Source organism: Aquimarina celericrescens (assembly GCF_042682765.1).
Lineage (GTDB): Bacteria > Bacteroidota > Bacteroidia > Flavobacteriales > Flavobacteriaceae > Aquimarina > Aquimarina celericrescens.
On sequence record NZ_JBHUHY010000016.1, the window covers coordinates 308,612 to 321,229 of the forward strand.

The 12,618-nt window shown below is 35.6% G+C and carries 10 protein-coding genes; 7 read left to right on the top strand and 3 right to left on the bottom strand.

Going from position 1 to position 12,618, the window contains the following annotated elements:
- Window positions 1-35: 35 nt before the first annotated feature.
- Entirely contained in the window at window positions 36-1,442 is a 1,407-nt protein-coding gene (gene lpdA, locus ACFSJT_RS16365; RefSeq protein ID WP_378321412.1) for a dihydrolipoyl dehydrogenase, read from the bottom strand.
- Between the two features lie 287 nt (window positions 1,443-1,729).
- Here lpdA and ACFSJT_RS16370 point away from each other — a divergent pair, with 287 nt between their 5' ends.
- Genes ACFSJT_RS16370 through lspA form a run of 4 tightly spaced genes read left to right on the top strand, consistent with a single transcriptional unit; the run spans window position 1,730 to window position 4,924 of the window.
- Window positions 1,730-3,262 (top strand): hypothetical protein, encoded by a 1,533-nt coding sequence (locus tag ACFSJT_RS16370; RefSeq protein WP_378321413.1) that lies wholly within the window; start codon window positions 1,730-1,732, stop codon window positions 3,260-3,262.
- A 10-nt stretch (window positions 3,263-3,272) separates the two neighbouring features.
- Window positions 3,273-3,821 carry a GNAT family N-acetyltransferase gene (locus ACFSJT_RS16375; RefSeq protein ID WP_378321414.1) on the top strand — a complete coding sequence of 183 codons (549 nt, stop codon included), beginning with the start codon at window positions 3,273-3,275 and terminating at the stop codon, window positions 3,819-3,821.
- Window positions 3,818-4,348, top strand: a complete 531-nt coding sequence (locus ACFSJT_RS16380) for a YybH family protein (RefSeq protein WP_378321415.1) — start codon at window positions 3,818-3,820, stop codon at window positions 4,346-4,348. The genes ACFSJT_RS16375 and ACFSJT_RS16380 overlap by 4 nt, the downstream gene beginning before the upstream one ends.
- A gap of 57 nt (window positions 4,349-4,405) precedes the next feature.
- Window positions 4,406-4,924 carry a signal peptidase II gene (lspA, locus tag ACFSJT_RS16385; RefSeq protein ID WP_378321416.1) on the top strand — a complete coding sequence of 173 codons (519 nt, stop codon included), beginning with the start codon at window positions 4,406-4,408 and terminating at the stop codon, window positions 4,922-4,924.
- 131 nt (window positions 4,925-5,055) lie between these two features.
- Here lspA and glyA read toward each other — a convergent pair whose 3' ends face one another.
- A complete protein-coding gene (glyA, locus tag ACFSJT_RS16390; protein WP_378321417.1) occupies window positions 5,056-6,330 on the bottom strand; it encodes a serine hydroxymethyltransferase in 1,275 nt (424 codons plus the stop codon).
- A gap of 310 nt (window positions 6,331-6,640) precedes the next feature.
- Here glyA and fahA point away from each other — a divergent pair, with 310 nt between their 5' ends.
- Together fahA and ACFSJT_RS16400 are read left to right on the top strand one after the other, a co-directional pair.
- Window positions 6,641-7,921, top strand: a complete 1,281-nt coding sequence (gene fahA / locus ACFSJT_RS16395) for a fumarylacetoacetase (RefSeq protein WP_378321418.1) — start codon at window positions 6,641-6,643, stop codon at window positions 7,919-7,921.
- A gap of 107 nt (window positions 7,922-8,028) precedes the next feature.
- A complete protein-coding gene (locus tag ACFSJT_RS16400) occupies window positions 8,029-9,213 on the top strand; it encodes a hypothetical protein (RefSeq protein WP_378321419.1) in 1,185 nt (394 codons plus the stop codon).
- A 68-nt stretch (window positions 9,214-9,281) separates the two neighbouring features.
- Here ACFSJT_RS16400 and ytxJ read toward each other — a convergent pair whose 3' ends face one another.
- On the bottom strand, window positions 9,282-9,677 hold the full coding sequence (gene ytxJ / locus ACFSJT_RS16405; RefSeq protein ID WP_378321420.1) for a bacillithiol system redox-active protein YtxJ: 396 nt from the start codon (window positions 9,675-9,677) through the stop codon (window positions 9,282-9,284).
- A 203-nt stretch (window positions 9,678-9,880) separates the two neighbouring features.
- Between ytxJ and clpB the strand changes: the two genes are divergently transcribed.
- Window positions 9,881-12,484, top strand: a complete 2,604-nt coding sequence (gene clpB / locus ACFSJT_RS16410; protein ID WP_378321421.1) for an ATP-dependent chaperone ClpB — start codon at window positions 9,881-9,883, stop codon at window positions 12,482-12,484.
- Window positions 12,485-12,618 lie beyond the last annotated feature (134 nt).

Sequence of the window (12,618 nt, forward strand, 5' to 3'; positions counted from 1 at the left end):
GTGGTTCGCTTTTTAAATATTTCATGATTTTATAGCTAAACATGCAACGCTCTATTATCTGTCGCGGCTAATGCTGCTTCTTTAACAGCTTCGGCAAAAGTTGGGTGAGCGTGCGACATACGAGAAATATCTTCTGCAGAGGCCCTAAATTCCATTGCGGTAACTGCCTCAGCAATTAAATCCGCACAACGCGCCCCAACCATGTGAACACCAAGCACCTCATCTGTAGCTTCGTCGGCTAATATTTTCACAAAACCGTCAAGATCTGCACTAGCTCGTGACCTCCCCAATGCTCTAAAAGGAAACTGTCCTGATTTATATTTTACACCTGCTTCTTTAAGCTCTTCTTCGGTTTTACCCACAGCAGCTACCTCTGGCCAGGTATATACCACTCCCGGAATCAGATTATAATCTATATGTGGCTTTTGCCCCGCAATGGTTTCAGCAACAAATGTGCCTTCTTCTTCTGCTTTATGCGCAAGCATAGCTCCTTTTATCACATCACCGATCGCATAAATATTCGAAACATTCGTCTGCAAATGATCATTTACCTCGACTTGTCCTCTATCATTGAGTTGCACTCCTGCAGCCTCTGCGTTCAATCCATCTGTGTAGGGGCGCCTACCAACGGATACCAAGCAGTAATCGCCTTTAAACTCAACCGCATTTCCTTTCTTATCATCTGCCGTTATCGTAACTTCTTTTGCAGTGGTTTTTAAAGCAGTTACTTTATGTGAAGTATAAAACTTTACTCCCTGTTTTTTCATTACCTTTTGAAGTTCCCTTGATAATGCCTTATCCATTCCTGGAATAATTCTATCCATGAATTCTATGACAGAAACATCTGCTCCCAAACGACGATACACCTGTCCTAATTCTAACCCAATTACTCCACCACCAATAATAATCATGTGCTTCGGCACTTCTTTAAGCTTGAGAGCCTCTGTAGAGGTAATCACTCGCTTTTTATCAATCTTTATAAAAGGTAGCGTTGAAGGTTTAGAACCTGTAGCAATTATAATATTTTTTGCCTCTATCGTTTCTTTTCCGCCATCTGTCTTGGTAATATTTATATGAGTAGCATCCTTAAAAGCTCCAACACCTTCAAAAACATCTATATTGTTTTTCTTCATCAAAAAACTAACCCCATCACATGTCTGATCCACTACAGTTTGCTTACGTGCAATCATTTTTTCCAGATTAATTTTTACATCTCCTGGAATTTCAATTCCATGATCAGCAAAATGCTTTACTGCATGCTCGTAATGATGAGAAGAATCCAATAATGCCTTACTAGGGATACACCCAACATTAAGGCAAGTTCCGCCAAGTGTTGAGTATTTTTCAATTATTGCGGTTTTCATACCTAGCTGTGCGCATCGAATGGCGGCTACATATCCACCAGGTCCAGAGCCGATTATGGCTACATCATATATATTCATAATAAATTATTATGTTGTGCGTATTTAATTTGAACTGGCAAAGTTAAAAGTATTCGAATAACTTTTGATAGTAATTAATAAATAATTATCGTACTAAGAAGTAATATTAATACTCCTGAAAAAGTTATACTTTAATCAATGAGAGAATGAATACATGAAAGAATGAGAGAATGAAGCAATTAAAAACAAAAATCTTTGCTACTTTGCAGCTTTGATACTTTTTCTCTTTTTATTACTAAATATAAAGACATTTTGATATAAATATGCGTTATCTATCTTCCCTTTTTTTGCTTGTAGTAATAATTCTATGGAGTTCGTGTCGTAAAGATTTTGAATCGGGTCCAAGTACTGGAAATTTACAATTCTCGACCGATACGCTGTTTTTAGATACCATTTTCACCAATATTGGATCGAGCACATACAGTTTTAAAGTATATAATCGCACCGATGATGATTTTACAATCCCCACAATAGGCTTAGAACGAGGTGAAAATTCTAGCTACAGACTAAATGTCGATGGAATAGCAGGAAAAACTTTTGAAAATATTCAGGTATTGGCCAAGGATAGTATTTTTGTTTTTGTGGAAACAACGACAGACATCACAAATCAAACTACGGGTACTGAATTTCTATACACCGATCGAATACTTTTTGACAAGGGTGGAAATCAACAAGATATTGATCTTGTTACACTCGTTAAAGATGCTGTATTTTTATTTCCATCGAGAGACGCAATGACTGGTGAGGTAGAAACCCTTTTACTGGGCTTAGATGAAGAGAATAATGAAATAAGAATTGAAGGATTCTTTTTGGAAGACAATCAACTTACTTTTACCAACGAGAAACCCTATGTGGTCTATGGATATGCTGCTGTCCCAAGCGGAAAAACACTAACTATCGATGCTGGTGCCAGAATACATTTTCATGCTAATTCTGGGATTATCGTAGCAGAAAATGGAACATTAGAAGTTAACGGGGCTTTGAGTACCGATCCCGAACTTTTAGAAAATGAAGTGATTTTTGAAGGAGATCGTTTAGAACCTCGTTTTGGTGATATACCTGGGCAATGGGGCACTATCTGGCTTACAGCCGGAAGCACAGGACATGTCATTAACCATACAACTATAAAAAATGCAACAGTTGGTATTCTTATGGATTCTAACGATGGTGGTACCAATCCCACGCTTACTATTTCTAATACGCAAATTTATAATAGTTCTAATGTTGGACTTCTGGCACGTACCGGAAATGTTTTGGGAGAAAACCTGGTGATTAATAATGCTGGCCAAGTATCTCTTAATTGCTCTTTAGGAGGAAAGTATAATTTTAATCATTGTACGTTTACCAACTACTCTAGTATTGGGACAGGTTTCAGAGATTTACCTACTGTACTTATAGACAATAATATACCGGTTAGTGAAACAGAAATTGTAGTAGCCGATTTAATTGAAGCTAACTTTACCAACTGTATAATTTATGGCAATCAGGATTTAGAGCTTTTGTTTAGTAAAGTTGAAGGCACTTCATTCAATTATAATTTCAAAAATTGTTTAATTCGTTTCGAGGATCGAAGTAATAATTTTGCAGACAATCCCCTTTATGATTTTACAAACGCTAGCCTATTCGAAAATGTAATTTTTAATGAAGATCCCGATTTCAAGGCTCCTTTTGACAATATGCTGAATATTAGTGAAAATTCTGCTGCAAATAGTAACGCTTCTACCCCAACCTCTGGATCTGATATTTTAGGTGTTCCTAGAAACACTACAGCTCCTGATATCGGTGCATATGAGAGTGCTTCTTTTGAAGAAGGAAATTAATTCCCTTATCATGAATTCTTATATCTTCACTTCTCAAAGATTAGGCTTCCGAAACTGGACTTTTAATGATCTTGATGTTTTAACCGAAATTAACAACGATGATGATGTTATGGAATTCTTTCCCTTTAAACCATCCAGAGAGGATACTCAGAATTTTATTTACAAAATGCAAGAAACACAAAGGGAAAATGGGTTCTGCTATTTTGCTGTTGATATATTAGAAAACAAGGATTTTATTGGATTTATTGGCCTATGTAAACAAACTTACCTAGAAGAATTAACACCTTTTGTTGATATAGGTTGGCGACTAAAAAAAAGTATCTGGAACCAGGGTTACGCTACCGAAGGTGCCAAAGCCTGCCTGGATTATGGATTTAACGTAATCGGATTGGAAAAAATTTACTCCGTTGCTCCAGAGATTAACAAAAAATCTGAGCTCATCATGAAAAAAATTGGGATGCAGCGAGTTAAAACTTTTGATCATCCCAAACTCACCAATTATAAAGAATTATTATCTTGTGTGTTATATGAAAAGAAACGGTTAATCCGCAACAAATGAGTAGAGTAAAAATTATATCCACAACTATTATCATTTTATGTTTTACACAGGTGATGATGGCTCAAAGTGAATTAATTCATCAAAAAATAAATCAGGATATGTATGGAAATTTTTCTGAAGCCTTTGCAACGTTGGATTATGATTTATTTGCATCTATTCACAGCCAAGAAATGATACGGGTTTCAGGGAATGGTGGTGAAATAAAAGATTGGAAAACATACTTGGAAGGATACAAAAAAAGATGGAGTGATCCTTCTCAAAAATCAGCTCTAATCGATTTCAGATTGTTAGAAAGAATCACTTCTGATTCCTTAGTTTCTGACAGAGGAATTTATAGAGTTACCTATCCAAACAATAGTGGGAAAACAAAATACTCTTATGGTAAGTTTCATGTTTTGTTAAGGCTGGAAGATAACTACTGGAAAATTATTATGGATTATGATTCTGATGAAAATAAAAGTATCGATAAAGAAAGTTTTGAGATTGCCTTTCCCCTTTCGGAATATAAAAAGTATGTGAAAAATTAGGATTATAGCTAGTTTCTAGTATTTTTGAAGCCTCTTACCCACCCTTTTTGAATGCAGATGAAGATTACACAAAAAATTAAAATTATTGGTATCCTTTCTCTGGTATTGCTTAACATAAGCTGTGACCAGATTACCAAGAGCGTTGTACGACAAACTATACAACCTTATGAACGTATTGAGGTCTTTAAGGATAATTTCGTATTGACCAAAGTCGAAAACACAGGAGCCGCTTATAGTCTGGGCTCTGATCTAGGGCCTGTTTTAAAAGTAATATTACTACAAATCCTGCCTATTCTTGTTCTGATGATGCTATTACGTCTAATCCTTATTAAAACAGATTACTCTAGGGAGACTCTCATAGGCTTTGCTTTTATCATTGGCGGTGGTATCGGCAACTTATTTGATCGCATTGTTTATGGTTCTGTAACCGATTTTTTGATTTTAGATTTAGGTATTATAAAAACCGAAATCTTCAATATGGCAGATGTTTCTATTATGTTTGGCTCTATTTTGATCCTAATTAGTGCTCTTTTCAATACAAAAGATTCATTTTTCAGAAAAAAGCTCAACAACTAAAGAATTGTTGCTGAATCAACCTGGTCTTTCTAAACAGAAGGAAAGCCTTAATCACTGAAGCCTTTTCACAAAAATAAAAAAACGCATGACCGAAAAAATCATGCGTCTTAAATCTTAAATTTTTATACCGTTTATGCAACAAATAAAGGCTTATCAGCCATCATTGCATTTACTTCGTCTGCGATACCATGTAATGCTTCTTCATCTTCTACATTTATAATTACTTTATCAATCAGCTCGACGATATTGATCATGTCTTCTTCTTTTAATCCTCTGGTTGTTACAGCAGCAACACCAATACGAATACCCGAAGTTACAAAAGGTGACTTATCGTCAAAAGGCACCATATTTTTATTAACGGTTATTTCTGCAACACCTAAAGCTTCTTCAGCTTGTTTACCAGTAACCCCTTTATTTCGTAAATCAATTAACATCATATGATTATCGGTACCACCAGAGATAACCTCGTAACCCTTCTTCACAAAAGCTTCAGCCATTACGGCAGCATTTTTCTTTACCTGTACAATATAATGTAAGAATTCATCACTTAAAGCTTCTCTAAACGCTATTGCTTTTGCCGCGATGATATGCTCTAAAGGTCCACCTTGATTTCCAGGAAAAACGGCACTATCTAATAAAGAAGACATCATACGTTTTTTGCCGTTTTTGAGAGTAATTCCGAAAGGATTTTCAAAATCTTTACCCATTATAATTAATCCTCCTCTTGGGCCACGCAATGTTTTATGGGTTGTTGTAGTAACTATATGACAATAAGGTACAGGATCAGCAATTACTCCTTTTGCAATTAAACCTGCCGGATGGGCAATATCTGCCAATAGAATAGCACCTACGCTGTCAGCAATTTCTCTAAACCTTTTATAATCTATTTCTCTAGAATATGCTGAAGCTCCTGCAATAATTAATTGTGGCTGTTCTGCTGTAGCAATCTCCTGAATTTTATCATAATTTAGCCTTCCTGTCTCCTTCTCTACTCCATAAAACACTGGGTTGTATAATTTACCCGAAAAGTTTACTGGCGAACCATGCGTTAGGTGTCCTCCATGAGAAAGATCAAAACCCAGTATTTTGTCTCCTGGTTTTAGACAGGCATGATACACCGCAGTATTGGCCTGAGATCCAGAATGAGGTTGTACGTTGGCATACTCTGCTCCGAACAATTCTTTTGCACGATCAATAGCAATTTGTTCAATAACATCCACTACTGCACATCCTCCATAATATCTTTTTCCAGGATACCCTTCGGCGTATTTATTGGTTAATACTGATCCGGCTGCCTCCATTACTTGTTCACTTACAAAGTTTTCTGAAGCGATTAATTCTAATCCATTGATCTGGCGTTCTTTTTCGTCCTGGATTAAATCAAAAATTTGTTCGTCGCGTTGCATGTATTCCTAGTTTATTGATAAAGGTGTAAAAATAAGCAATACATTCTTTACATTCGCTTAAACAATCCTTAATAAATATAAACAACTTGTTCACAGTTTATACCAATTAATTTATTGTAAAAAATCAAAGATGTATGCCTTATTTTAAGCCAAAAGTACTACCCGAAGTACCAAAAACCTTAAACAGACGAATGTAATACCACATCTTATCATTTTTTTAAATATTTTTCACAAAATTAAAAACCTTTAACCGCGCGAAAATTATATATTTGATTTTAAGAATTACCAACAACGTATTAAAAGAATTATAATGCCTATAACCGCAAACTATCCAGACAGAAAAACATGGATTAAAACTCCTCACAATACAGATTTTCCAATTCAAAACATTCCTTTTGGAGTATTTTTGACCAGGGACGACATTATTACTATAGGAACCAGAATAGGTGACACTGCTATTGATTTAGGAGCGCTACATCAACTAGGTTATTTTGAAGGGATTCCATTAACAGATGATATTTTTTTGCAGGATTCACTAAACGATTTCATTTCAGACGGAAAAAAAACTTGGAGATTAGTGCGCAATCGAATTGCTGATATTTTTGATGCAGAAAATGATACGCTTAAAAATAATAAAAAGCATCGTCAAGAAATACTTTTTTCTTTAGACGAGATTGAAATGCAACTCCCGGTAAGTGTTGGAGATTATACAGATTTCTATAGTAGTATCGAACACGCTACTAACGTAGGAACCATGTTTAGAGGTAAAGAGAACGCTTTGATGCCAAATTGGTTGCATCTTCCTGTAGGATACCATGGTCGTAGCAGCTCTATAATACCATCTGGAATCCCGGTACATCGACCTCAGGGGCAAAAATTAACCAATGGTGCCACAGAACCTATTTTCGGACCCTCAAGATTAGTGGATTTTGAACTTGAAATGGCTTTTATTACTACAGATGCAAACCAACTTGGCGAACCAATTCCAATAGAAGAGGCCGAGGATTATATTTTCGGTTTGGTTCTATTTAATGATTGGAGTGCCCGAGATATACAAAAATGGGAATATGTACCGCTTGGTCCTTTTTTGGGTAAAAACTTTGCTTCCTCAATATCTCCCTGGATTGTTACTCTTGATGCATTAGAACCTTTTAGAACTGAAGGACCAAAGCCTTTAAAAAAACAACTACCCTACCTTCAATACGAAGGGAAAAAGAGTTTTGATATTCATCTCCAAGTATCTATTCAACCCAAAAATGCAGAAGAAACGGTGGTATGCAAGAGTAATTTCAAGCATATGTACTGGAATATGGCACAACAACTAGCCCATCATACCGTTAACGGTTGCCCGGTAAATTCTGGAGACATGATGGGAAGTGGCACGCTTTCAGGGCCTACACCAGATTCTTACGGATCAATGCTTGAATTAAGCTGGAAAGGTGAAAAACCGGTACAGCTCAAATCTGGTGGTAGTCGTAAGTTTATTGAAGATAACGATACTGTAATTATGAGAGGGCACTGTGAGAAGGATGGGGTACGTATTGGTTTTGGAGAAGTATCTACCACATTATTGCCTGTATTCAAAAAATAAGACTGTTCGTAAACCTTTATAAAACCTCGAAAATTTGATTTCGGGGTTTTTTTATTATCTTTTGGCACTAAAGTTGTTTTTAGTACCCAAATCAAAATATTATTGACATGAAAAAACTACTACTATTATTTACTATTCTTTCTATTGCTTCTTGTAGTAGCGCAAAGAAAACCGAAAAGGCTCTCAATACCGGAAATTATGATCAGGCCATCAATATTGCCCTAAATAAATTAAAAACTAACAAAACTAAGAAAGGCAAACAATCCTTTATCTTAATGTTAGAAGAAGCCTTTGCAAAAGCAGTCGAGCGAGATCTCAATGCAGTCAATTATCTTGAAAAAGAAGGAAATCCGGCAAATCTTGAACGCACGTACAACACTTATCTTTCAATGCGAGATAGACAAGAACGTATTAAACCTCTATTACCTCTTTATATTATTGAACAAGGTCGTAATGCCAATTTCTTAATGGATAATTACGATCAGAGAATTTTAAGCACAAAAGATAAGCTTACCAAGTACTTATATGACAATGCTAGATCATTATTGTCTTCTGCGCAAAGAAAAATGGATTATAGAACCGTTTACGATAACCTGGTGTATCTAAATAAGATTACGCCTAACTATAAAAACACAAGAGCTTTAATAGAAGAGGCTCACTTAAAAGGTACCGATTTTGTTAAAGTAACTATGAAAAACAGAACCAATGTTGTTATTCCCAAACGTTTGGAAGCCGATTTACTAAACTTTGGAACTTACGGTTTAGATGACTTATGGACAGTATATCATAGTCAACCCCAAAAAAACATAAATTATGATTACGCCATGGAAGTTGCTTTACGAGAAATAAATATCTCTCCAGAACAAGTACGTGAACGTCAACTTGAAAGAGAGAAACAAGTAACCGATGGTTGGGAATATTTACTTGATGAAAATGGAGAAGTCGTAAAAGATGAAGAAGGAAATAAAATAAAAGTAGACAAGGTAATCACTGTACGCTGTGAATATTATGAATTTCGACAATTCAAAGCAACCAATGTAGTAGGTAATGTGCAGTACAAAAACTTAAGAACAAAGCAGCTTTTAGAAGCGTTTCCGATAGTTAGTGAATATGTATTTGAGCATATTTATGCCAATTATAATGGTGATAAGCGAGCGTTAGACGATGATTTGATTCGTTATCTGGGGCTACAAGCGGTGCAGTTCCCTTCTAACGAGCAAATGGTGTATGACTCTGGTGAAGATTTAAAAAATAAGATAAAGAATATCATAACCAATTATCGTTTTAGATAAGTGCGATATTATTAGTAACAACCAAGGGAAGTCATGTTTTAAAAATGACTTCCTTTTTTATTTCTTTATCATACAAATTGGTGTAAAACCTGTGGAGTGATCATGCTATGTGATGAGTGATGAACCGTTTCTCCGTTTCTAATGATAATAAATTGAGGAGATTCATGAAAAACCTGAAATCTAGTTGCAATCTCAGAAGAAATATCTCTATAATTTAGTAAATCTAGATAATAAAGATCCACTTGATCATTATTTAAATCAAAACTACTTTCAAAATTACGTATGACCATTCTACTTATTCCACATCGCGTAGAATGCTTAAAAATCGCTTGAGTTTTTGTTTTAGAAATTTCTTGAATATGACCCAACTGTTCTAGAGAAGTAAGTTCTTGCCATGGTAATGCTTGTTGCTCTTCTTTTGATTCTTTTTCTTCAGACCCAAATAATTTATCGAATATTCCCATTTTTTGCTTTACAATTTATTTCTTACAAAATTAATCAAATCATTTTTAAATTGACCTATATCATATATTTGTCGTGGTTTAATTTGTAACTTTACAACACGTCAAAAAGTCAGTAAAAATAGTCAACTTCAAGACATTTTGGCTTATTTTTTATATAGGAATGTTATTTGATTCTTTGCTGTTAAACTCAAAATAAATAACTCATGAACTTTAATAATTTTACTATAAAATCACAAGAAGCCATTCAGCAAGCACAACAGCTAGCTCAAGGTTTTGGACATCAGCAAATAGAAAACGAACATATTTTTAAAGCTATTTTCAATGTAGACGAAAATGTACTTCCTTTTTTATTGAAAAAACTGAACGTAAATGTCAAACTTTTACAACAAGTTTTGGATAGTACATTAGAAAGTTTTCCAAAAGTGAGTGGCGGAGAATTACAGCTATCTCGAGAAGCCGGAAAAGCATTAAATGAAGCAAGTATCATTGCCAAGAAAATGAACGATGAATATGTTTCTATAGAGCACCTGGTCATTGCTATTTTTAAATCTAAAAGTAAAATAGCTCAAATCTTAAAAGATCAGGGAGTAACCGAGAAATATTTGACAGAAGCTATCAAGGAAATCAGAAAAGGAGAACGTGTTACTTCGCAAAGTGCAGAAGAAACATACCAAGCACTAAGCAAATATGCCAAAAATCTTAATGAAATGGCAGAAAGTGGTAAGCTTGACCCGGTTATTGGCCGTGACGAGGAAATCAGAAGAGTTTTGCAAATTCTTTCACGTAGGACCAAGAACAATCCAATGCTGGTTGGTGAACCCGGAGTTGGTAAAACTGCTATTGCAGAGGGGCTTGCCCATAGAATTATCGCCGGAGATATTCCAGAGAATCTTAGAAATAAACAAATCTTCTCATTGGATATGGGAGCTTTGATTGCCGGAGCAAAGTTTAAAGGAGAATTCGAGGAGCGTCTTAAAGCGGTGGTTAAAGAAGTAACCACTAGTGATGGAGATATAGTACTCTTTATTGATGAAATTCATACTTTGGTAGGTGCAGGAGGTGGTCAAGGAGCCATGGATGCTGCAAATATTTTGAAACCCGCATTGGCTCGTGGAGAATTGCGTGCTATCGGGGCGACTACATTAGACGAATATCAGAAATATTTCGAGAAAGATAAAGCACTGGAGAGACGATTTCAAAAAGTTACAGTTGACGAACCTGATACGGAGAGTGCTATTTCGATCCTTCGTGGAATTAAAGAAAAGTACGAAGCACATCACAAAGTACGTATTAAAGACGAAGCTATTATCGCTGCGGTAGAATTATCACAACGATATATTACCAATAGATTTTTACCCGATAAAGCTATTGATCTTATGGATGAAGCTGCATCAAAACTGCGAATGGAAATCAATTCGAAACCGGAAGAACTTGATGTATTAGATCGTAAGATCATGCAATTAGAAATTGAGATTGAAGCTATAAAAAGAGAGGATGACGAAGTTAAGCTAAAAGCTCTTAATGCAGATCTTGCCAATATTAAAGAAGAACGAAATGAAATCTTTTCTAAATGGCAAAGTGAAAAAGAGGTAGTCGATGCTATTCAAAATACCAAAACAGATATCGAAGAATATAAGCTTGAAGCAGAACGTGCAGAGCGAAACGGTGATTACGGAAAAGTAGCAGAAATCAGATATGGAAAAATTAAAGAATCTCAAGAAAAATTAGAAGAATTACAAAAACAACTGCAAGAGCAGCAAAGTCGCTCCTCGTTGATAAAAGAAGAAGTTACCAATGACGACATCGCAGAAGTAGTTGCAAAATGGACCGGAATACCCGTGACCAAAATGCTTCAAAGTGAACGTGAAAAACTCTTGGTTCTTGAAAAAGAATTACAAAAACGAGTTGTGGGACAAGAAGAGGCCATACAGGCAGTTAGTGATGCAGTAAGAAGAAGTCGTGCCGGATTACAAGATCAGAAAAGGCCAATAGGATCTTTTCTATTTCTGGGTACTACCGGTATAGGTAAAACAGAACTGGCAAAGGCACTAGCAGAGTATCTTTTTGATAACGAATCTGCCATGACTAGAATAGACATGAGTGAGTACCAAGAACGCCATGCAGTAAGCAGATTAGTAGGAGCACCTCCTGGATATGTAGGATATGATGAAGGCGGGCAGTTAACCGAGGCTGTACGAAGAAAACCATACTCTGTAGTATTGCTCGATGAGATTGAAAAAGCCCATCCAGATACCTTTAATATTCTATTACAAGTACTGGATGAAGGCCGATTAACCGATAATAAAGGTAGAACTGCAGATTTTAGAAATACGATTATTATCATGACCAGTAATATGGGTAGCCATATTATTCAGGATAAATTTGAAACCATAAAAGATATGGATACGGCAATGGAAGCTGCAAAAATAGAGGTGTTAGGATTATTAAAACAATCTGTACGGCCCGAGTTTTTAAATAGAATTGACGATATCGTGATGTTCTCTCCATTAACAAAAGAAAATATCAAAGAAATTGTAAGACTTCAGCTCCAGTATGTTTCTAAAATGTTATCACAACAACATATTACTTTGGATGCTACAGAAGAGGCTGTCGAGTTTTTATCAGAAAGAGGTTTTCAACCAGAGTTTGGTGCCCGACCTGTAAAAAGAACTATTCAAAAAGAGGTATTAAACAAGTTGTCAAAAGAGATTCTGGCAGGAAAAGTATCAACAGAGAGTATTATTCTACTTGATGAATTTGATAACAATCTAGTCTTCAGAAACCAGGAAGATCTGGTATCTGAGTAATGTGAAAAAACATAAAGCAGTACTAAAAAATCAGGCAACTAAGCATCTTGTATGTTAAATTGCCTGATTTTTTTAATCGATCTTTCCAGCCAGGCATATTTCGGAAGACCCTGCATTACGGTTTTACCGTAGTT

Coding starts and splice junctions, on each gene's coding strand:
- fahA (WP_378321418.1), top strand. CDS start 6,641: ATGCCTATAACCGCAAACTATCCAGACAGAAAAACATGGATTAAAACT.
- lspA (WP_378321416.1), top strand. CDS start 4,406: ATGAAGATTACACAAAAAATTAAAATTATTGGTATCCTTTCTCTGGTA.
- ACFSJT_RS16400 (WP_378321419.1), top strand. CDS start 8,029: ATGAAAAAACTACTACTATTATTTACTATTCTTTCTATTGCTTCTTGT.
- ACFSJT_RS16380 (WP_378321415.1), top strand. CDS start 3,818: ATGAGTAGAGTAAAAATTATATCCACAACTATTATCATTTTATGTTTT.
- lpdA (WP_378321412.1), bottom strand. CDS start 1,442: ATGAATATATATGATGTAGCCATAATCGGCTCTGGACCTGGTGGATAT.
- ACFSJT_RS16375 (WP_378321414.1), top strand. CDS start 3,273: ATGAATTCTTATATCTTCACTTCTCAAAGATTAGGCTTCCGAAACTGG.
- glyA (WP_378321417.1), bottom strand. CDS start 6,330: ATGCAACGCGACGAACAAATTTTTGATTTAATCCAGGACGAAAAAGAA.
- ytxJ (WP_378321420.1), bottom strand. CDS start 9,677: ATGGGAATATTCGATAAATTATTTGGGTCTGAAGAAAAAGAATCAAAA.
- clpB (WP_378321421.1), top strand. CDS start 9,881: ATGAACTTTAATAATTTTACTATAAAATCACAAGAAGCCATTCAGCAA.